This window comes from Candidatus Omnitrophota bacterium (assembly GCA_028716165.1).
Lineage (GTDB): Bacteria > Omnitrophota > Gorgyraeia > JABMRG01 > JABMRG01 > JAQUQI01.
Genome location: JAQUQI010000007.1, coordinates 24,530 through 47,008, shown reverse-complemented (window position 1 = coordinate 47,008; position 22,479 = coordinate 24,530). Strand labels below are relative to the sequence as shown.

The window sequence follows — 22,479 nt, the reverse complement described above, 5'->3', positions numbered from 1 at the left end:
TGATACTCATTTCACTCCCAGATCCTTCGCGGCCGACTCTGGCCTCGCCTTCCGCCGCTCTGGATGACAGACGGATCCCTCCCAGATCCTTCGCTAACGACTCCTGCTTTGCTTATGCCGCTCTGGATGACACATGAACAACACCTGTCATTCAAATGCATAATTGGGTGATATAGAGAATTAATAGAAATATATGGATAGGCTATAAACGGGGGGCAAAATATCCGGTATCTTTGAGGCATCTATATAAAAGCCTGAACACTGAAATATCCGATTTATCAATGTCTACACCTTTAATGCCCGAATCAAGGACCCTGGCTATCATTTTTACATCAGGTATCATGACAAATTTTTCTTTCTCAATCTCAACCATATGCTTGCATGCTTCGGCAATAAAAACCTCTTTTTCCATATCGGAAAAGGATATCCAGTCTGCTAAAGACACTTCGTGCAGACTTAACTGTCGCGCAACCACGTTTATCGCTGGAGACAATACCAAAGACAACATTAAAAATATTATTAACAGACGCATATTAGTGGCTACAAATTATAATTACAGACATTTTGATTTTTACGTTTTGGTGACCGAGCCTCACCCTTGTCATTGCGAGCCTCTCATTGTCATTCCGAGCGTCCTCCTTGTCATTCAGAGGAGCGCCGAAGGCGCGACGAAGAATCTAATACTGATTTCACTCCCAGATCCTTCGCTAACGAAGCTTGCTTCGCCGGTTCCGCTCTGGATGACACATGGGTCACTTCCAGATCCTTCGCTAACGACTTCTACCCCGATTATGCCGCTCTGGATGACACATGGGTCACTTCCAGATCCTTCGCTAACGAAGCGTACTTCGCCTTCCGCCGCTCTGGATGACACATGGGTCACTCCCAGATCCTTCGCGGCCTACTCTGGCTTCGCCTTCTGCCGCTCTGGATGACAGGCAAAGTACGCCTGTCATTCCGAGCGAAGCGAGGAATCTGATACTAGTCTCCGTAATACATTTTAAGCTGCTATCAACGCGGCCAATGAGGCGCGGTGCATGTCCTCTGCCTGCTGATAATTGACAATGGCAGGGGCCGGAAGTTCATATATACCTTCAATAAGGAATTTCCTTATATCATCTTCCTTGGCAGGCCTGCCAAAAAGCATACTGTAAAGGTTGTCCTTGTTTAAGGCGTTTGTTATGTCAATTACTATGTCCTCTCTTGCGGAAAGCAAAAGCCTTGCTATACCGATATACGGGGCGAGCAGGAGTCCGGCATCTATCCTTTGTTTATCAACATTGAGATATAGGGCCTTTTCATATCCTTCTATGCTCCTGCGGTCCGATATGATTATAAGGTTTCTGCCTGTCAACTCATCTGTTGTCAGCTGGGACAACAAGCGTATCATACAGCCATGAGACTCTTCCAGGGCCTGATGCTGTGCCGTATCTTTTAAAAGATACTTATTGAATATATGGCCTTCGGGAAGCATCTTATCATCAATGGCAACAATGTGGTTTCTTTCAAGGCCGGCCTGATCTGCTAAAAACTTAGGGCAAAGCCTGATAAGCTCTGCCGAGAGCTTGGACTCAATAAGTGTATTCGCCAGGACACCGTTATTCTCGCGTATAGACTCATCTATGACTGATAATAAGTTGTACTCTGTAAGGGTATAAGGCTTGTCGAGTTCAAGGATACCTGCGGAGGAGGATTTGCCGCCTTTATCTTCATCAACTCCGGGAGCAAGGTCATCTAATGCGTTTTCACGCATATGACCCAGATCTGGATCAAAAGTTTTAAACGCCGTTACAATCTTGTGTGATCCAGGACCCGGCAAAACGCTTAACCCTCTCAAGGCATCCTGCTTAATAAATCCCGGGCAGGCTTCATCCTTTAAGTCTTTGCTGTATTTGAATAGCTCCATATCTTTTGTCAATAACCCAATCCGTTTAATCGCTTTCAATGCCTGCTCTCTTACAAACCAGTTATTGTGCCCTAACGCCCTTATTAAAACAATATTTCTTTCCGGAAGCTGTTTGGAAAACTCTTCTAGAATATCAATAGCGTCTTCACACGCTGAATTATCACCTATATTCAGTACATCCGAAAGCATCGGAATAACTTCGGGGCCTAATCTTAAAAGAATTGATTTTACATAAAAACGCGCATTACTTGTGCGATTGCCAAGCTCTCTAATAACAAACGGCGCGGACTTAATGCCAAGCCTGGTTAAGACATCAGCGGAATATGTCCTTATGTATAGATCGTCTTCTTTTAAAGCGTTTGCAAGGTCATCGGCAGCGATAAGCCCTATCCGGAAAAGTATCTCGGATACCCGCAAACGCAGTTTATGCTTATTAGAACCTAATGCCTCTATTAATATAGGTACCGCTTCATTACCGAGCCGGAAGAATATATCAGATGCCCTTTCCTGCGCGGCCTTATTTTCACCCTCTAACTGTCTCATCAAATTTTCTACATCAAATAATTTGCCGCGGAGAATGCGCCAATATAATGAATCCACGGCTTTAGCTAAAACCTCATTCGAATTTTTCCTGGCCTCTATAATAGGAATGGCGGGGTAGCCGATATTATACAATTCTTTGCTTGCATTAGCGCGAACATTAGGATCGGCATCACCCATGTCCATTATATATCTTTTGACTTTCATCTCAACGGTAAGCTTATCTAATGCCGCCAAAGAACGCATGGCCTTGACACGCACATCGTATTCGCTGTCCTCCAAGGCCTTGTTTAATGCGGACACAACCTCTTGCGAAGGAATACCAATAGCCCCAAGTGAAGCCGCGCTTGCAGTCCGCAGGCCTTTTTCTTCATCAGAAAGCATCACCTTTATAAGATACGGAATGGAAGGTTCGGCATGCTTACCAAGCCTGCCAAGCTCTATTGCCGCGCGATAACGTTCATCCCGTGTACCGCTTAATTCGGCTATATACTTTGCTACTTTACGCTCGGTGATATGCCACCAGGGAAAAGTCTCTACCGGCGGCGCGGAAAGCGCGTGCGTTAAATCCGCTGTAACATTACCTGCCGCGGCAGGGGCGCGTAAATACTGCGTATTGCTATTATCAAGAACCTGCGCGGAAACAATTGACGAGGCAGAAAAAACAATAGCCATAGCAATGTTTATTGCTTTAATAATAATCTTTTTCATAATAACCCTCCGGGTTTTACTGCTTTCACTCCCAGATCCTTCGCGGCTTACTCTGGCCCCGACTTGTGCCGCTCTGGATGACAGGCAAAGTGCGCCTGTCATTGGGGGCACTGCTTCTGTCATTTCAAGCGCCCCTCGCTGTCATTCCGAGCGAAGCTTTTGTCATTCCAAGCGAAGCGAGGAATCTAATACTCATTTCACTCCCAGATCCTTCGCTAACGATGCATGCCTCGCCTTCCGCCGCTCTGGATGACACATGGGTCACTCCCAGATCCTTCGCGGCCTACTCTGGCTTCGCCTTCTGCCGCTCTGGATGACAGGCAAAGTACGCCTGTCATTCCGAGCGAAGCGAGGAATCTGATACTAGTCTCCGTAATACATTTTAAGCTGCTATCAACGCGGCCAATGAGGCGCGGTGCATGTCCTCTGCCTGCTGATAATTGACAATGGCAGGGGCCGGAAGTTCATATATACCTTCAATAAGGAATTTCCTTATATCATCTTCCTTGGCAGGCCTGCCAAAAAGCATACTGTAAAGGTTGTCCTTGTTTAAGGCGTTTGTTATGTCAATTACTATGTCCTCTCTTGCGGAAAGCAAAAGCCTTGCTATACCGATATACGGGGCGAGCAGGAGTCCGGCATCTATCCTTTGTTTATCAACATTGAGATATAGGGCCTTTTCATATCCTTCTATGCTCCTGCGGTCCGATATGATTATAAGGTTTCTGCCTGTCAACTCATCTGTTGTCAGCTGGGACAACAAGCGTATCATACAGCCATGAGACTCTTCCAGGGCCTGATGCTGTGCCGTATCTTTTAAAAGATACTTATTGAATATATGGCCTTCGGGAAGCATCTTATCATCAATGGCAACAATGTGGTTTCTTTCAAGGCCGGCCTGATCTGCTAAAAACTTAGGGCAAAGCCTGATAAGCTCTGCCGAGAGCTTGGACTCAATAAGTGTATTCGCCAGGACACCGTTATTCTCGCGTATAGACTCATCTATGACTGATAATAAGTTGTACTCTGTAAGGGTATAAGGCTTGTCGAGTTCAAGGATACCTGCGGAGGAGGATTTGCCGATAGGTATTTTGACGGCATATCTTCGCAGATTAAGAGTATTAACAACATTCAATTGTTCAAATAAAAACCCGAATTTTTCCTCAAGTTCCTTGAGTATATTATCTATAGTTTCTTCGGGTAGTGTCCACATTGCAAGCTTTATTTCCGGTATTCCAAACGCTTTTTTTCTTGTTGAATACAAAAACTGCTCTTTTGTCTGTTTGCCGGATTCCAGCTTGGCCCTGTCAGAGGCAAAGGCCGGATCCGTCAGAAGTATCTCATATATTCTGTTGAGCAGTTCCTTCGGAAAATATTTGCTGTCAAATATTATATTCTGAAATCCTGTCGCAAGATGAATTTCAGAAGCTTTTTTATCAACAAAATGATGAAACGCCTCATCAGGCAAGGTGGACGCGCCGTGCTGGACAGCCCCGGACATGCCGTATTTCTTTTTTACTAATGCGCTTACCTTTTCAATTATATCAAAATCAATGTTTACCTGCGCGAGACTGCCGTCCGGCAATGGGACCCCTCCATGAGCCGTTCCTGTCTGTATGCTCAACTTGCTTAAACCAACGGATATATTATCGGCGGTAAGCATGCCGTTTAATATGTCCATGAAAGCCTCCACGTCATCAAGCGTGGTGTTCCTGTTGCCGACTTCTCCTACCTCGCCTCCTATAGATATGGTGGTGTTTTCAGGTTCTATAGACCTGATATTTTTTATCAATTCAGCAATAGCGCGCGCGTTCGGCATTTGCTGTTCCTTGAGACTGCCTTCTGTCAGGGCCAGCGTGGATGTATCCACATCAATATTTCCGAATTTAGCGTCAACGATAGCTTCTCTGAACAGGTCTTTCAATGCCTTTATCTCTGAATCGTAATCTTTTTTGGCATTGACCTGGCCGTGATCTATCTGGAAATACAAAGGCCCTTCATAACCTTCTCTCATTGCAGCCAAGGTAATCTGGCCAGCGTATTCCAATACGTCCTGTCCGGTATAACCTAACTCGCTTCTTGCTATTTCAAATATCATTACCCCGACATTGCGCTTAACAGCGGCTTTGAATGCCGCCCGGGCGGTATAATAGGTTAGCCCTCTAATATTTATGGCGGGAACAGTAAAACCGCCTGTCCAGCCTTTGCCCATTACCATGTATAGATTATGTATTGAGGCGGGAAATATTTTTTTTACAGATGCTATTTCAAATATCTCATTCAGCATCTTAAGCCTTTCCGGTTTTCCCGTCCTGAACGCAAGATCAAAAGCCATATTATCAAGCATCTCCTCGCTTATAGATTGAAAAAAACCGGGCTTTTGAATAGGTTCAAAATCAACCCCGCCGTTGAGCGTCTGCCCTGCTGAAACAAATTCAAAGAAGATAGGATTATTGGCCGAAACAGCCGGTATCTTCATAAGGCTTCTATAGTCTTCGAGTGTCTGGCGCACGCCTTGTGGCACGCCGGTAATAGAGGCTAACTTAAGCTGTTCCAGGCTATCAAGAACAAGTCCTCCCACGGAAATATATCTTAGGCTGACAGTTTCCCCAATCTCTCCACTGCCATGAGCAGCTTCAAAAGAACAAACAAACGTAGGGTCATTGGATGAGGCGCGAAATACGAATCTGCCTATATATTCTCCATTTCTTGAAAAACCTATATCCGCGTATCTAAACAACCCGCCCGCGGATTCGTCGTCTTTATACGTATCATAACTCTCAACGCTGATTTTACCTATAGGAGTCTTGAACTCCGCGCCTTTTTTAAACACTTCTGACAAAATTTTTATCGCGTGGTCCCTGCCAAGCGCTATAATCTTCTGCGGCGGCTTGTGGCCGGTTCCGTTGACAAGATATTCTACCGCTTCTTTATAATTCCATCCCGTATCGTTGTGCTTATGAGAAGAAAGAACGGCCAATAGCGGCTGTGAAAACTCCGGCTGAAAACGGGGAGACTGCTTATAGGCCACGGGTTTATATTTAAAAAGAAGGTCAGAGTTCATTACGGCAAATAACACTGCTACAGCTATTGGATTTTCAAACTCGCCCGCGGCATCAAGCCAGATATGACCGGAACGTTCTCCATAAATTGGGACGGTAAATCCGTTGGTCTGAAGAAAACGGACTCTTTCCTTTAAAAAGACGTAGCCGGCATCGGTCTGTTCCGCGCGCACTCCATACAGCTCTGCCTCGTCGTCAACGCCCCGCGTTGACAAGACATCACGCACCACGGCAATCGGTCCGGTCTGTTCATAACCGCACCCTTTAATGAGAAATTTCAATATAGCCGCCATAACATTGTCCGGTGACAATACGTCTACACCGCCTCTTCCGTCAGGCACGCAAATAGCCCCTCTGTCGCCGTCAAGGTCAAAAGCAAGGCCAAGGCCTGCTCCGGATTTAAGCATCTCGGCTTTCAGGTCTTCTAAATTTTCAGGCTTTGACGGGTCTGCCTTATGATTTCCTTTTAAAAGCATGGGTTCGGCATGCAATGATATTATCGCGGCCCCCAAATCAGCAAACGTCTTTTCAGCTATAACACCGCTTGGTGTATGGGCAGAATCTATAACAACCGTCATGCCTTTCAACGGCTGTTGCCCTGCCATACTATTGTTCATCAGCCTGGTCATTGCCGCCGGGTCTTTTGACCGCATAACAGTCCTTGCCCGGACAGCCAGCTCTTTGTTGTGTTCACCTGAAACTATCCTGCCTAATAAAGTGATAAAATCCGCGGCTTCAGTTTCTGTGCCATGGCAGGCATTCAGACTGCCCATATCCTGGCTTTTATACGCGTTTATAATATCGGGCTCTTCTATCATCAGGGTCAACAGGCCATAACTTACATCTTTTATCTCTCTGGTGGTGAGGCTTTGCAGTTTACCGTTTCTGCCCATTATGCTAACTTTAAATCCTGATACACCATCGCCTGTTACATGACTTGAGGTCATAAAAATACCCATAAGCGGCTTATGCTGTATCACAGACCATGAATAAGCGGCGGCGCTGTTACGCATAGTTTGTGAAATATCAATTACATTAAGCCCGCAATATCTTACTCCCGCGATAACAGCCTCGGCTATTTCGGGATTAACGTCACGGCAATCCCGGGCAAAAATAACAGTTTTATTGTCTACATGAAAACTGGACATGTTGTCCAGGGCCATTCTCGCCCAGATAATCCCCATCCTAAAAGCTATGCGGGGGTCAATTTCGCGGCCTCTTGTCCGGTAATCATAATCCCTGAACATATCCCTGTCTAATATTTTTTTTATATCACTGAATTCTCCGTAAAAGAAATCTTTATCAATAAACCGGCTGTTGAAATTGCTTAAAGCTGCTGACATCTGCCTTAAGGTGTGAATTTTGAGATCATTGGCATAAATAGTATTCGGAAACACAAAACTAAGCAAAACAATGAAAACTACAGCTCTTCTCAATACTGTCTTCACAATGTTCTCCTTATTTTTAACAACCGTTACTTTTCCCTCGGATAAACATATTACCGCGCGCTTTGATTATTATTAGAATTGATTAAACAACCGAATTGATAGTTATTATATTTAGCGTTTGAAAAAACGATATTTATGAAAGGATTATTTATAGGCATACATATCTAATGGTGTAGTGAGAATGTCTATTAAATGGTATTTTATATCAAAATAAACTTTTTGTCAAGGAATTAAGAGCTTTTTTAAAACTTTTTTTATTATACAGTCATGTAGATGTTTTGGATTTGATTTGGGTCGTAACTTCTGCCATTCCAAGTGCCACCTCTGTCGTTGCGAGCGTCAATTCTGCCACTCCGGACAACAGGGTGGGGCAGTACCAGATCCTTCGCTAACGACTCTGGCCTCGCCGGTTCCGCTCTGGATGACAGGCGTATGACTCGTGCTTCGCTGATACCGCTCTGGATGACAGGCAAAGTGCGCCTGTCATTCCGAGCGAAGCGAGGAATCTAATACTGTCACTCCGGACGACACACGAGACAGTATGGTGCTTAAAAGGTTCAAAACGCACTATAATATCTATTAGTTCAGTATCTTACAGTTTGACAGGCGCAAAAATCAGATTCCTGGTCCAAAGCGATAATATTTCCGGAAAGCTCATTCGGTTAAGATAGACTCCTATTCCGGATTCTTCGGAAGTTATATTAATTAAACTTGTCTTATTGTCCCACGGTAATCGCAATAAGTTTATACCCAAAAAAGATATTTTTTTGAGGACATCGTAAATTACAGGAATGAATATATCAATATTGTCGCCAGCTATAATTATATTATTCAATCCTCCCATAACAGATATCGTCTCCCCTATATATTTCATTATCTGGGCGCTATACACATTAAACGCCAAGTCAACCTTAGGGTCTTTACCTTTAAGCTTGAGCATATCTTTTAATTCAATGTCATAACCGGTAAGGCCGAGGAATCCGCTCTCCTGCTTCATCATCTCGTCAATTTTATAGCTCGAAAAATGCTGGACATTCATGAGATAAAATATTATCCCGGCATCCAAGTCTCCGCAGTGCGTCCGGGACATAATGCCTTCCAGCGGCGTATACCCCAGACTTATGGACAGCGGGCTCTTATTACGAATAGCGCATATAGTCGTTTGTTTGTCAAAAACCATTGATATGTTTTTCCCGCTTTCCGGGAATATGCCGGCGTTTGCTTCATGAAATATTCCGTGAAACCCCCGCTTTTTTATTTTATTATTCCGGTAATACTCAAAAGGCAGCGGGTAATATCTTTCTTTATCCGGTAACCTCAAAAAAAACGACGTCTCAAAAAAAGCAATGAGCCGGGCATTCTTAAATACCCTGTAAAATCTTTTCAACATCTCAACAGTCAAGGGGACATAAAAAGGAAAAAGATCCGTAAGTTTTGAGAACCTGGAGAAAAACCCAGGACATAAATGCGCCGGATTTTTAAAATAATCGCCTCCAAACAATATCCTGAAAGAAATAGCTTCAACGGTATCCATGCAGGAAACAGCGCGAATAAAATCCCGGAGAACATTGTCGTCGGTTATCTCATCAGCATCCTTCGTAAAAACCGGCGGCAAAGAACCATGCTCTCCTTTGAATCCCCAGACCTTAATCTCTTTAAGATTATAATCAACAACCAGTATCATTTTTCATCAACTCCCTGTATGCTTGCCGGGCGATCATAATTTCCTCGTCCGTAGGGATAACGAGAACTTTCGTCTCCGACCTAACAGATGAGATATCTCCTATATTACCTCGGCAGCCCGCGTTTTTACCTTCATCCAGCCGGATGCCCAATAACTCCATGCCTCTGCAAACACCCTGGCGCAAATCCGGACAGGACACCCCCAACGAATCCGTAAAAATCAACATATCCGCTTTTTTCAATATCAACGAATAAAAACCTACATACGACCTTACCCGGCGTATATACATATCAAATACCATCCGGGCCCTGGGATTATTCCTCATATCCCTGATAGCGTCCCGTAAATCGGACGAAAAATTTAACACACCCAAAATCCCGCTTTTGTTGTTAAAAACACTTTCGGTCTCTTCAGGGGAAAACCGTTCTTTAAACATTATGTAGAATATTATGCCAGGATCAATATTGCCACAGCGGGTATTCATCATCAAGCCCTCAAGCGGGGTATACCCCATGGAATTGTTTACGGATTTGCCGTTATTAATAGCGCAAACGCTTGAACCGCCGGTCCCCAGATGACAGCTTATTATTCTCTGCGAAGATTTGTCTTTCCCCAAAAATTTACAGGCCTCCTCCATAACATACTGATGGGACAGGCCGTGGAAACCTATCCTGCGGATATGATACTTTTTAATAATCTTTAACGGTAAAGCGTAAGTGGAAAATTCCGGGGGAATGGATCTATGAAAAGAAGTATCAAACACTATAAACTGTCTTATGTTGTAATATTCATCGTAGCAGAATTCAATCAAACGGTAAATTATAGGATTATGTATAGGCGCGAGCGGCAGTGTATCTTTTAACTTGCGTAAAACCACTTTGTCAACTTTCATAGTCTTGGAAAACAATGTCCCCGGATGAACATAGCGGTGCGCGAAAACATCAAAACATATATCAGAGTTTTCCGCGCTGTCTCGTGCTATGAGCTCCAGGGATTTTTTAAGCGCGGCCGCATGATTGGCAAGCGGTACTTCCACCACCGTTTTTTTCCCACAAGAAAAATGTGTAATGCGGGAAACACCCTGGGTCTTTATGCCCACCCTCTCGGCTTCTCCACGCACAAGTTCGGTGCCGCCCGGCATTTTTATTATCTTATACTTCAAGGACGAACTGCCGCAATTAAGCACCAGTATGTTTACCGTATTTTTTTTAAATCTCATCGGTGCTCCAGCCGAATATCGGCATGCCTATGTTGCGATGGATTATCAGCGCCTGGCCGTAAACCGCCTTTTCCAGTTTATCTATGCCCAGCGTCTTCTCCGCGGGATCCAGATCATTTTCCGAGCCCGGGCCAAAACCTATAGTGGGTATCCCAAGCTGGGCATACGTATAAGAGCCTTCGGTAACAATATCCTGCCAATACCCGAAATCCGACTTAAACCCGCTTTCGGTTATACTCTTAAGCGAGTTTAAAGCAAAAGGGCGATGGCCATCCATAGCCCATGGCTTAAATTCCTTTTTAGATAAAAGTTTAAGCCCTGTGTAAGTCCTGATCTTCTCTTTAACCAAGAGGGCATTTACAGTAATATCTGTTTCCTGTTTGTATACCGCCTTGGCCAAATTTTTGGCCTTATCCAGAATAAACCTTTTGGTTTCCTCCGGGACAAAACCCCTGTCTACCACTATCCGGAATTCGTTCATTTCCTCCTGCGGCCGATAACCGCTGTAACGCACATCTTTTATCCTTAAGTCAGAACGCCCAAGATTAAAATCACTTGGTAATTCTTTAGAAATTTTCTCCAGTTCGTTTATCAAAGGAAACATCGTGCCCAGCATGTTGATTCCGCGGTTCTCCAAAAAATTCTTATTTAATTTGCCTTTTACCACGATCTCGTACTCCATCCTGCCCTTGTGCCCGAGATTTATGTTAAAACCGGTAGGTTCGCAAAGAATAACGCCTTTAATCTTCTTGGTTTTATCTTTCAAAAAATTGTCAAAGAGATATTTGATTCCAAAAGCGCAACATTCCATCCGCGGAATACAACAAACTATCAAATCACCTTCCAACGGAAGCATAGCCCTTTTGAGCAAGGCTCCTGTATAAATGCTGGTAATAATACCGGACTTAAACCTCACCATATCGTTACCGTGCAAACCCTCTATTTTTTGCCGAGTTGCGGAAACAGCACTGACATGAGACAATAGCACCAGGGATTCCTTATTCCGATAGCCTTTTATTATCCCTATCAGGTTACCGGATTTATCCTTGGTTACCTTGTCAAAATTAAGAGCCTTCATTTCGCCGGTAACAATATCCATAAACTCGCCTATACAACCCGGTTTGACTTCAATGCTTCCGAGTTTCGCATAAAATTTAATCAGCGCCTCTTTAAGCCCCCTGGATTTTAATCTTATCAGTTCTTTCACGGAGAACCTCCTTTTGTTTTGTTTAAGTTAACAGTTTTAACTTATAGTTAACATTTTTCCCAAAAAAAATATCCCTATTTTAAAAGGTCGGGGGGGTTATGACCCAGACAACTTCCGTCTCATCTTTGCCCGCATTTTTAAAGTCATGCGGAATGCTTGAATTAAAATATATGCTGTCGCCTTTCTTTAGTATGTAAGATATCTCATTGAGCGTTATTTCTATGGAGCCTTTTAAAACCAGCACAAATTCCTGCCCAAAATGTTTATATGCTCTGGAGCCGGAAGACGCACCTTCCTTGAGTTTAAAAAGTAGAGGTTCCATCTGCTTATTTGCGTCGCGCGATGTCAAAAGATAAAGACTTATCCCCTTGCTTACTTCATGGACATGTTTTCTCTCATCGGACCTAACCACTGGGTTGGTTTCCGCTTTCTGCCCTTCCCCTATTAGTTCGCCAATGGTTGTAGAGAGAGTGTCCGCAATATGCTTGAGGGTCGCCAAAGAAGGTGAAGATTTGCCGCTTTCCAACTGGGATAAGAAACTGGCACTGATACCGAGGTTATTCGCCAGACGCCTTAAAGTCAAGCCTTGTTCTTCCCGTAGCCTTTTTATATTTACACCAACTATCTTCATCTTCTCTCTATGTCTTATGTCAACAAGAATACCTCAAGAAATCATATCTGTCAAGTATGATTTAACGCGTTAACTATTTATTAACAACAGGCTAACCCCCCTGATTCCGCGCTAAACCACATCATAGTCGTTTTGGCTTTTATTTGGGTCGTCACTTCTGTCATCCCGAGTGAAGCTTCTGTCATTCCGAGCGAAGCGAGAAATCTAATACTCGTCTCACTCCCAGATCCTTCGCGACCGAGACGTGCTCCGCCTTCCGTCGCTCTGGATGACAAGCGGGGTCACTCCCGGATCCTTCGCGGCTTACTCTGGCCCCGATTATTGCCGCTCTGGATGACAGGCGTATGACTCGTGCCTCGCTAATACCGCTCTGGGTGACAGGCAAAGTGCGCCTGTCATTGGGAGCGAAGCGAGGAATCTAATACTGTCACTCCGGACGACATACAAGGCAGTATAGCGCTTAAAGGATTCAAAATATCTGCATATGGACTATATATGGATAAAATGTTTGCTAACGGGGGGCAAAATATCCGGTATCTTTGAGGCACCTATATAACAGCTTAAACACTGGAATATCTGATTGATCAATATCTACGCCTTTAATGCCTGCATCAAGAACCCTGACTATCATTTTCACATCAGGTATCATGACAAATTTTTCTTGCTCAATCTCAACCATATGCTTGCATGATTCGGCAATAAAGACCTCTTTCTCCATATCGGAAAAGGATATCCAGTCCGCGAAAGACACTTCGCAAAGACTTAACTGCCGCGCAAACACGTTCATTGACAGGGATAATGTCAGGAACAATATTAAGAATATTTTCAAAACATATATTCGCATATTTATTTATGGTATCTACCTGCTAACCGCGGACGTTTTAAATTTCACCCGGGCCGTCAATTTTACCATTCCAAGCGGCCTCGCTGTCATTTCAAGCATCACTTCTGTCATTGCGAACGTCCTTCTTGTCATTTAAGAGGAGCGCCGAAGGCGCGACGAAGAATCTAATACTCATTTCCCTCCCAGATCCTTCGCGACCGAGATGTGCTCCGCCTTCCGTCGCTCTGGATGACAAGCGGGGTCACGCCCAGATCCTCCGCTAACGACTTCTACCTCGATTGTTCCGCTCTGGATGACAGACGGGCCACTCCCGGATCCTTCGCTAACGACCCCTACCGCGACTATACCACTCTGGATGACGCACGAAGTACTTCCATTGAACACGATTGAGCACGTAGGGTGTCTCCAAATAGGACGCCTGCAATACATAAATTATTTTGCGCAAGACGCTAATTTACCGCTATTTTTTTCTAATAGTTGCTCTAACTTGGTTTTCTCTAATGGTGCAGAAATATGAATAGCATCAGGCTCTCTCTTTTGTTCTTTAAATTTAAGGTCCAATTTTACAAGGTTATCCGAAACAAACTTCCCAATGTTAAATAATACTTCTACGCAGAATTTTCCTACCCCTTCTTTCAATGTTGAATCTTCTTTGGCTAACCCACTTAACTCATTAAGATATGCCTTAATCTTAAAAGCATGATATTTTATCAAATCAACAATTTTGACAGAAGGGTGCCTGTAACCAATTTCTAGGTGGAGATTTAATGCTTTCGCATAATCCAACAGATCCTGTATTGTCAAATTTTTATCAAAAGCACTTTCAATTTTAGAAATTCTGCTTTGGGTACAACCGATTTTTGTTGCAAGATGCTTCTGCGAAAGATTATGGTCGCATCGTAAATAAAAAAGAAATTTTGCCAACGTTTTACCTTTAATTTGCTTCGTAGCTAAGTCTTTAAAAGTATCGTCTTTTGAAATTCCTTTCACCATCTCTAATACGTTCTTATATTTTGTGCCCATAATCCTCACCTTCTTTCGCTTATTTTTTTACTTCAAATAATTTATATTTACTTTTCCTATTCAACCCTTTTTCTTATTTCTTTCTTAACAAATTCCCGGCAAAGATTGATATCATCTCGTTGTGTACCCTTATCCCCAATCGTAATTAAATAAAGTATTTTATTCGTAATATCCGGATAAACATAAAGCCGGGTTTGCTGCAATTTTATCTTCTGTCCGCCACCTTTTTGATCAATTGCCTTTATACCGTCCGGCTCACCGTGAACAAATCCGCCTCTCGCCTGGAGAGGGTTATTGACTTCGTTTAAGGTTTTGAAATAAGTATCTAAGTTTCCAATTACCGCTGCGAGCTCATGAGGATGCTTCTTTTCATACTGCTCATACTTACGCTCATAAACATCCGTCGTTTCTATTGCCCATTCCTCCATTGATAATATCCTTCTTCATTTTCGCCTATAATGTTAAATTACCAATTCTTAATCAGAATAATAACATGTAAATTTATTCCTGTCAAGAATATTTTCTCCCGCACCCCCATACTCATGATGTATCACAGGTTCATGCAATCCTCCTATTTGGCAATACCCTACGTGTTGGAAACGCAAGTGAAGATTTGTATAGACGTCTACCGACCTGATTAGATCCCTCTCTAACGAAGCTTGACTTGCCTTCCGCCACTCCGGATGATAAAAGGAGCTATTCCCGCGCCTTAATCATTTTTAAAATTATTTAGCTTGCTCGGCGAAACCGAGAATATAACCATTGCAATCCCTAATATAAAATTCTTTCATCCCATACCAGGTTATGGAAATATCTTTAATAATAGAGACTCCTTTCTCTTTAAAGGAATCCCGAAGCGTTTTAACATTATCTACATCGCAATAAAAAGCCGCGGATGCGCCAATAGCCGCGCCTTTGAGCGCCGGGATATCTATCTCATACTCATCCTTACGCATAAACATCACAAACACCTCATTCCGGCTGACCATTGCATAAGCATATTTTTTGCCTTCAATGATACTTGTCACAATAGTTTTTTCGTGTTCCGGGACAAGCATGTCAAGTTTAAAGCCAAGTTTATCAACATAAAACTTTACCGCTTTAGCCACATCATTGACCATCAGATCAGGAGTAATCTTCTTAAATTTTACAGTCATTATTTTTCCTTAAAGCTTTAAGATCCGTTATAATGCCGTCTGCCAAAATTACTCTTACAGGCTTTACGCTTCTTTTTGTATTTAGATAAACCCATTGCCAACTGTCAAGAATTATACCTTAAGACTTAAGGTTCTTTTCCATATAAAATATTTCTATCGCACTGCCGCAACCGTACGGCTTTTTCTTAAAAAACGAATACCCCAATTTTTGATAAAGATGCTTATTTTTTTCACTCTTTGAACCGACGAAGAGTTCAAATCGTTTGGGCTTGAAACAACCTTCGATCGCTTTCATAAGAGTTGTGCCAATGCCCAGATTCTGCGTATTGGCAACGACAGCAAGTCTTCCGATATAACACGTCCCTTCTTTTTCATAAGCCCGGACTGTCCCAACAATCTCTCCAGCGTCAACAGCGTTGAGAAACACGTGTGTTTTAAATTCTGCGCGTATTTCATCCAACGTCTGTTTGAGCGGAGCGATATCATAATCGCCATAAAGATCGGCTTCTCTCTGGAAAGCCAATTTCTGCAAATCCAATATTCTTTCGGCATCTTCAATTGATGCTTCCACAATTTGTACCGGCTTCAATTTGTAGTTTCTTTCCTTATTCATCAAACATGTTTTTTTAACTGTTCAAGGTTATTTTTTGCTTCAACAGAATGCTCTAAAACAAAGTTGAGATCCGCGCAAGAATAATCTTTGCATTCAGCACACGTTTCTATCTTCTTTGCCCGGCAGCATTTGGTTATTTTACACAGATTCCCGCAATAATAAGATTTTCTCCCGCCCTCTTTGCATCCATCACATAAAACGTGCTCCGGCTTGACATCAGCTTTAAATTGTACAGACCAAGCCTTGGCAGCTTCAGCAATTTTTCCCGCATCGCATGATTGTGTTGCAAGAAAACCAATACACTTTGAACAATCTAATCCGCAGTAAGCAATCATCTTCTCATCCTTTCTAGGTTTCGCGTCTATAATTAGTGTGGGCGTTTTTACCCGCCATCCCCGTCGGAAGGGTTTGCCTAAGATCTGGCGGGCAGTCGTGGACGGTAGGCGAACCCTACAACATCAAGAAATACAACTACTTGTGAAAACAGCAAAATGTCAAAGTCAAATAAATTCACGCCGAATCATGCTTATAAGCTGATTCCTTCCAATTGCCTCATTGAAATGCTACCACCCCACAAATCTTTTCGCATAGCAATTGCCACGTGATGAAAATATTGCTGAGAAGGCATTTTAATAAATCTTTGCATAGAATCAAGAACTTCTCCGGAAGCAAAAAGAATCATGTTATTTAGTTCCATTATAAGCTCATCCTTTAAATCCTGAGGCGTTCGGATATATTCACGGCCATGTTTCTGCAACATTGCTTTATTCTTATCGAAATCCAAGTATGAAAGCATGAGAATGATTATGCACTTATAGCGAGTCTCTTTAAATTCTTGCTTCTGAAGCAAAGCCGTGTTTCTTCGTTCCCACAAAATCCTAAGATACTACCCAACAAACCGCCAACTCCTAACAAAGTTAGCATACTGCCAATATTTTCAAAATTCATATACGTTCTCCGATGGCTACTTTACCGCATTTGGAGAAATGCGAACAGTTTTTCCATTTGCCCATACCACAAGCGGACGACCTGACTTTCTGTGCCGCTCCACAACCCCCCGTACCGCTTTTTTCAATGCCGCTTCGGCTTTATCTTGTAAAGACATTCGTTTTTTCACTTATTACCTCTACTTTCCTGAACATGGGCAAATAATTCGTTGTTAAGCACTTCGGTATGCCCATTTCGTCTTTTCGCGATTAATATAGGTTTTGCCTTTGAATTATCAAACAACATCCAAGAATCAAATAATGATTCGTATAGCGCGAAGAAATTATTGATGCCGCGCGAGAATCGCCTGCGCACATCTTCAACGGGAACATTGTGCCCGCCCTCTGCAACTCTATCTTTAATACGAGCTATCGCCAATTCCGGGCTGGGTACCCAAAGAAAAAAAAGATGAAGCGCATAACCTTTCTTTTTTAATTCGGCAAGTAGACTTGCGTAGGATTTGCCAGACAAAGTCGTCTCAAACGCAAAAGCAACGCCTCGATTGGCATATTCATCAATTTGCTACAGTACAAGATTGCCAGCCTTAATAGCGGCTGCTCGCGGCTCAAATGGAGCCAACCCCAGAGCAATAAGGTCAGCATTTACAAAATTAGGGCAATTCACATAATCAGGCAAAAACAATTTCGCAAAAGTTGTCTTTCCTGACCCATTAGGCCCAGCAATAATATAAACTGCCTTATTTTTCATTAACACACCACCTTATGCTCTTAGCGAACCCTGCTATTTCCACTCGTAAGGTTCGCCTGAGCGTCAACAATGGCGGAGAGGCAGGGATTCGAACCCTGGAGGCCTTGCGGCCTACCTGCTCTCCAAGCAGGCGCACTCAACCGGGCTATGCGACCTCTCCGCGATTATCTTAAAAAACTTTATCCAAAACTTATTGCTCCTAAATGACCGTCTCATTATACGGCATATTATACAACCCATTCTTATTTTTGTCCATAGTCCGCGCGCTCAAGCTGGGCCGTAATCTCGGTAAAAACAGGGGCTTGGACCGCCGCCAGAAGAGGGATTCTTCTGGAGTCAGCGCTAAAATATCCGCTTACTCTTCCCTTCCTGACTTCTTCTTCATTTATACGGGCATAAGGCTGTATATAAAAAGCCGGCACTTTACCGATGCAGGGGACTCTTACGTATCTTTTTGACTCTACCACACCAAAAAGCTCATACATATCTTCATTACTGCATACCTGATACCCGACTCTTGTGCCGAGATCAATATTTAAAAGCCTGAAATAATAGCAGGCGCTTAATGTGTCCTGCGTGCCGTCAGGTATATCAAATACCTTTTCCGACTTATCCAGCATATTTTTGAAGCGGGCTTTTTTGGCGGTATAGTCAAAATCAGTGACAGCGTCTTTTCTATATCTTCCCTCTTCTCTATAAACTTCATGGCGCAATGTATAAAATTTTTCCGTGTCCACATAAGAAACAAATCTGTCATTTATCCTGTATATAGCCGAACAAAAACCATTTGTCTTTGCTGTCAATTCTAATTCATACGCCTGTCTGCCGTTTATCTGCTTTATGCCGTTTATAGAGGCGGTGATAGCCCCTACGGGTATGCCGAGCCATCTTACCGTGTAAAATAATTTCTCATATTCAGGAAACTTTAACGCGGCAGGTTCAATTATTATTTCATTGTCATAAAACTGTTCCTGTTTTATATTGGCGGGGGTAAAATTCTGGCCCGCGAAAATATCCGCGCAGTTTAATATGACAATTAAAAATATGATGGGTTTTTTAAACACAGGCACACTCCTTATCCGTTTGGCGAAGCCTATCGCAAACACCTTTAGGTTTAACGTTAAGACAAACTTTTGCCATGCCTCTTACGGCATTTGTCAAATAGATATTGTCAGCCTTTAAAAGATCTTCCGGATACATAACCTTTTCTTTAATATCTAACCCGCTTTTTGCGATGAGAAAACGCCTGTATACTCCGTTGAGAACGCCGCATTCAAGAGGCGGCGTATAATAGGTGTTGTTTTTTTCAATGAATACATTAGATATGGCCCCTTCAGTGACCTGGCCTTTTTCGTTCAAAAACAAAACATCATAGTAACCGAGCTTTTTATGCTTGTTGTATTCACTTTCATAAACATTCCTGTTTGTTGTCTTGTGGAACAGCCACTTATCGGATGACCTTGTCTTTATTGCCGATATAATAACCTGCTTGGGGGCATTATCTTCGCGTATAATTGAATAGTCCGCTCTTGGCCTGCCGTCTTTGGCCAGAAGCAGTCTAACACGGTAATCTTTTGTTCTGTCAAATGAGCTTGATATGTCTTTAAGATACTTTACGATAGCCCTTCTTTCGTATATAAAATCAAAATAACGGGCTGATTCCGAAAGCCTCTTTAAGTGCAAGCCTAAAAGTGTAAAACCGCGCGCGGGCCGCCATAGCATGGTCTCTATCAGGCTAAAACCGGCCGGCCGTTCCGTAAGAAAACTTGCCTTCAGAATACATTCTTCGTATTCATTATCACCGTCTGAATCATACACGATACCACTGCCTATGCCCATCTCCGCTTTGCCGGTTGCCTTGTTCAGAAACATGGTGCGTATAGCCACATTAAAAATACCGCTGTTATCCGGCGTAAGAAAGCCTATGCCGCCTGTATATATTCCTCTTTCAGACGATTCTATTTCGTCTATTATGCGCATGGTGCGTATCTTCGGAGCGCCGGTAACAGAGCCTGATGGAAATACCGCGGCAAAAAATTCGTATAATGAAATTTCCGGCCTTATCCTCGCCTTCACCGTTGATGTCATTTGAAATAACGTTTCATATTTTTCTATTTCAAAAATATCACGCGCCCGGACAGAACCTTCGCGCGATATCCTGCCAAGATCATTTCTTAAAAGATCAACTATCATTATATTTTCACTTCTATTCTTGGGACACCCGTAAAGCAGGCGGGCATTACGGGTATCTTCTTTCAGTGACCTGCCTCTGGGCATGGTGCCTTTCATGGGCCTTACAGTTATAAGCCCGTTATTTAATCTAAAAAAAAGTTCCGGCGAAAAAGAAAGTATATGCCCTTTGCCGAATTTAATAAAAGCCGCGTAGGAAACCTTCTGTTTTTGGCGCAGGCCGGCATACAGCTTGGGAACAGAGCCCTTAAAACGGCTTTTTAGCTTAAACGTTCTGTTTACCTGATACGTCAGGCCTTCCTCTATGCGGCGCTTGATATCTGCTATTGAACGTATGTATTCTTTCTTTGCGGTATCTGCTTTTATATCAGAAAGCCCCAAACCTTGGCCGGCAAAGCCTTCATCGCTAAACCGCGCCTTTTTGCCGTCATAAATAACCGGCTTTTTAAACACGCCGAACCAAAGCAGAGGAAAATCGTAGACCCTGTTCCGCCAAAGTGAGGGCTCCAGGGCAAGGCCGGCTTCATATGATAAAAAACCCGCGGCATAGTATCCGTTTTTAAGCATTTTTTCAATTTTGTCTATGCTTAACCTTAACAGCTTGCTGTCGTAGCAGGAAATAATATCAATAGGTTTTTCAAACAGGTAACTTCGCCTGTTATCTTTGTCAAAACGGCCTGTGTCAAAAAAAACAAAGTTTTCCTGCCGGCAGGCATCTTTTAAAAAACCGATCAATGGTATTTTGCGCATAAAAAATAACCGTATCCTTATGGGCGGTTTTCAACCGAACGCAGTGTCATTGTGTAGCCCAGGGAAGTGTGGCTGGTAACCTTAACAGGCAGTCTTTGGCTGTCTCTGCTAAGATAGAATGTGAATTTGGAAGGTTCACTTGTAAATATATCGGCAATATACCGGCCTGAAGGCGTGTCTTCTTCGCTTTGTCCGGATAAGCGGATTCTAAATTCCTGCGTTGGTAAAATAACTTTTGAATATTCGTTCATGTTTATATCCTCGCCGGAACGGCAAAGATATGTCAGCAGTATCGCGTTGTGTATATAACCTTCTTTCTGCATAATGTCTTTGCCGGATAAAAACGCGCTTTTCTTCTTTATCGTGACCGTGAATTTATCCTGGTCATACTCTTCTTCAATCTCCTCGGTTGATATGCCCCCCATCTTATGGACTATTCTTTTTATTTTAAGAGGCAAAAAAGAACCTTTATGCGCGTATATATCTTCATAATCTTTTAAAAAAGGCAGTTCCGTTTCAAAGGTCATATGATAAACCCTTTCGCCGTCAAGTTCTTCTTCGCCAAGAAATTTAAGAACCGAACTGCCTGCCTTAACGCCGGCGCAATACACATCATAAACAAGCGTTTCACTCGGAGCAAAGGGCAACAGCACGGCATGCTCTTCGGTCTCGGGCGCGGCAGGGGTATCTGAAAAATTTTCAGCCTCCATAGTATCCTCTGAAGAGCTGGGCCCAACACTTTGTTCGTTTGGCAGGACAAAACCATGCTCGTATTGCTCTCTATCAGCAAGCGATATTTTATCTGTGCGGGCATTAAAGTTTATGTTAAAAAAATAAAATATCCAAAGGCTTACTAATATTAAAATTGGAATTAATATAAATATCTTTTTCATTTAAGCTGTTGCCTCTTAAGACAGGTTCCGCGAATAACTGACAAAAATAATCCAAAAAACAGGCTATGGCCTTTCCTTCAATGCGAACTTAACAATATAGCTGTAACCCAAGTCAGCATAAGATGTCTTTAAAAACCCGAACGGGGACGCCATGCCCTCAATATCTTCAACGGACAATCGCAGGGCGCGCGGCGGGCCAAAGGGTGTTTGTTCTTTTTTCATCTCAATAACCGCCAACCTGCCGGACGGCTTTAATACCCGATTTATTTGTTTGAACATCTCTTTGTAGTGCCGTCTTACGTCCGGTATATGTAAAACCATAGCGAGCAGGCATACGTCAATAATAGCATCCGCGACAGGCAGGACATGCGCTGTATCGGAAACTAAAGGTTTCAGATTTGCAAACCCCTGTTCCCGGGCTTTTTCTAAAACATGGTCCGCGATATCGGCCCGCTTATCAAGGGCAAAAACAGTCCCTTTTGTGCCCACATATTTAGCGGCTTGCATAGAATAATCGCCCTCGCCGCAGCCAATATCAAGAAAACCATCCCCTATCTTAAGACCAAGGCACTTAAAAACAATGGCCGAATCATGCAAATCAAAACTGCTTATATATTTTTTTTGTTTTTCCGGCATTTTATTATTACAGACGTTTTGATTTTTGTAAGAACCGTTGCCCCTATCTTGTAAGACACGGTGTAACTTTTTAAGACTTGTCATTTCAAGCGCCGCCTTTGTCATTCCGATCGTCCACCTTGTCATTCCGAGCGTCCACCTTGTCATTCCGAGCGAAGCGAGGAATCTAATACTGACTTCACTTCCAGATCCTTCGCGGCTTATTCTGGCCTCGCCTCCTGCCGCTCTGGATGACACGTGAGGTATTTCCATTGAACGTGATTGAGCACG

Annotated in this window: 20 protein-coding genes, 1 tRNA gene and 1 pseudogene; all 22 read right to left on the bottom strand. The window is 43.0% G+C overall.

Going from position 1 to position 22,479, the window contains the following annotated elements:
* Nucleotides 1-202: 202 nt before the first annotated feature.
* Nucleotides 203-412, bottom strand: coding sequence for a hypothetical protein (locus PHV77_04730; protein ID MDD5504599.1), 210 nt, complete (start codon nt 410-412; stop codon nt 203-205).
* Nucleotides 413-1,000: 588 nt separating this feature from the next.
* Complete coding sequence (locus PHV77_04725; GenBank protein MDD5504598.1) at nt 1,001-3,157, bottom strand: HEAT repeat domain-containing protein; 2,157 nt, start codon at nt 3,155-3,157, stop codon at nt 1,001-1,003.
* Between the two features lie 124 nt (nt 3,158-3,281).
* A complete protein-coding gene (locus PHV77_04720) occupies nt 3,282-3,413 on the bottom strand; it encodes a hypothetical protein (protein MDD5504597.1) in 132 nt (43 codons plus the stop codon).
* Between the two features lie 126 nt (nt 3,414-3,539).
* Nucleotides 3,540-7,667 (bottom strand): class II fructose-bisphosphate aldolase, encoded by a 4,128-nt coding sequence (locus PHV77_04715; protein MDD5504596.1) that lies wholly within the window; start codon nt 7,665-7,667, stop codon nt 3,540-3,542.
* A gap of 592 nt (nt 7,668-8,259) precedes the next feature.
* On the bottom strand, nt 8,260-9,351 hold the full coding sequence (locus tag PHV77_04710) for a hypothetical protein (GenBank protein ID MDD5504595.1): 1,092 nt from the start codon (nt 9,349-9,351) through the stop codon (nt 8,260-8,262).
* The gene (locus PHV77_04705; GenBank protein ID MDD5504594.1) at nt 9,335-10,570 is read right to left on the bottom strand and encodes an acetate/propionate family kinase; all 1,236 of its coding nucleotides are present in this window, start codon (nt 10,568-10,570) and stop codon (nt 9,335-9,337) included. The genes PHV77_04710 and PHV77_04705 overlap by 17 nt, the downstream gene beginning before the upstream one ends.
* On the bottom strand, nt 10,560-11,777 hold the full coding sequence (locus tag PHV77_04700) for a hypothetical protein (protein ID MDD5504593.1): 1,218 nt from the start codon (nt 11,775-11,777) through the stop codon (nt 10,560-10,562). The genes PHV77_04705 and PHV77_04700 overlap by 11 nt, the downstream gene beginning before the upstream one ends.
* A 79-nt stretch (nt 11,778-11,856) precedes the next feature.
* Nucleotides 11,857-12,408 (bottom strand): XRE family transcriptional regulator, encoded by a 552-nt coding sequence (locus tag PHV77_04695; protein ID MDD5504592.1) that lies wholly within the window; start codon nt 12,406-12,408, stop codon nt 11,857-11,859.
* Nucleotides 12,409-12,488: 80 nt separating this feature from the next.
* Nucleotides 12,489-12,683, bottom strand: coding sequence for a hypothetical protein (locus tag PHV77_04690; GenBank protein MDD5504591.1), 195 nt, complete (start codon nt 12,681-12,683; stop codon nt 12,489-12,491).
* Nucleotides 12,684-12,919: 236 nt separating this feature from the next.
* Nucleotides 12,920-13,237 (bottom strand): hypothetical protein, encoded by a 318-nt coding sequence (locus PHV77_04685; GenBank protein ID MDD5504590.1) that lies wholly within the window; start codon nt 13,235-13,237, stop codon nt 12,920-12,922.
* A gap of 447 nt (nt 13,238-13,684) precedes the next feature.
* Nucleotides 13,685-14,275, bottom strand: coding sequence for a helix-turn-helix transcriptional regulator (locus PHV77_04680; GenBank protein MDD5504589.1), 591 nt, complete (start codon nt 14,273-14,275; stop codon nt 13,685-13,687).
* 56 nt (nt 14,276-14,331) lie between these two features.
* The gene (locus PHV77_04675; GenBank protein ID MDD5504588.1) at nt 14,332-14,703 is read right to left on the bottom strand and encodes a hypothetical protein; all 372 of its coding nucleotides are present in this window, start codon (nt 14,701-14,703) and stop codon (nt 14,332-14,334) included.
* A 297-nt stretch (nt 14,704-15,000) separates the two neighbouring features.
* Nucleotides 15,001-15,432, bottom strand: coding sequence for a VOC family protein (locus PHV77_04670; protein ID MDD5504587.1), 432 nt, complete (start codon nt 15,430-15,432; stop codon nt 15,001-15,003).
* Between the two features lie 118 nt (nt 15,433-15,550).
* Nucleotides 15,551-16,003, bottom strand: a complete 453-nt coding sequence (locus PHV77_04665; protein ID MDD5504586.1) for a GNAT family N-acetyltransferase — start codon at nt 16,001-16,003, stop codon at nt 15,551-15,553.
* Nucleotides 16,004-16,044: 41 nt separating this feature from the next.
* Nucleotides 16,045-16,380: a DUF3795 domain-containing protein gene (locus PHV77_04660; GenBank protein ID MDD5504585.1), complete on the bottom strand. Its 336-nt coding sequence runs from the start codon at nt 16,378-16,380 to the stop codon at nt 16,045-16,047.
* Between the two features lie 191 nt (nt 16,381-16,571).
* Entirely contained in the window at nt 16,572-16,805 is a 234-nt protein-coding gene (locus tag PHV77_04655) for a hypothetical protein (protein MDD5504584.1), read from the bottom strand.
* A 434-nt stretch (nt 16,806-17,239) separates the two neighbouring features.
* Nucleotides 17,240-17,740 (bottom strand): annotated as a pseudogene (locus tag PHV77_04650) (zeta toxin family protein).
* A gap of 70 nt (nt 17,741-17,810) precedes the next feature.
* Nucleotides 17,811-17,900 (bottom strand) — tRNA-Ser (locus tag PHV77_04645).
* An 82-nt stretch (nt 17,901-17,982) separates the two neighbouring features.
* Nucleotides 17,983-18,804 (bottom strand): DUF3108 domain-containing protein, encoded by an 822-nt coding sequence (locus tag PHV77_04640; protein MDD5504583.1) that lies wholly within the window; start codon nt 18,802-18,804, stop codon nt 17,983-17,985.
* Nucleotides 18,797-20,680, bottom strand: coding sequence for an aminodeoxychorismate synthase component I (gene pabB, locus PHV77_04635; protein MDD5504582.1), 1,884 nt, complete (start codon nt 20,678-20,680; stop codon nt 18,797-18,799). Before pabB ends, PHV77_04640 begins: the two co-directional genes overlap by 8 nt.
* 17 nt (nt 20,681-20,697) lie before the next feature.
* On the bottom strand, nt 20,698-21,573 hold the full coding sequence (locus PHV77_04630; protein MDD5504581.1) for a hypothetical protein: 876 nt from the start codon (nt 21,571-21,573) through the stop codon (nt 20,698-20,700).
* Nucleotides 21,574-21,636: 63 nt separating this feature from the next.
* Entirely contained in the window at nt 21,637-22,461 is an 825-nt protein-coding gene (locus tag PHV77_04625; protein MDD5504580.1) for a class I SAM-dependent methyltransferase, read from the bottom strand.
* Nucleotides 22,462-22,479: the final 18 nt, after the last annotated feature.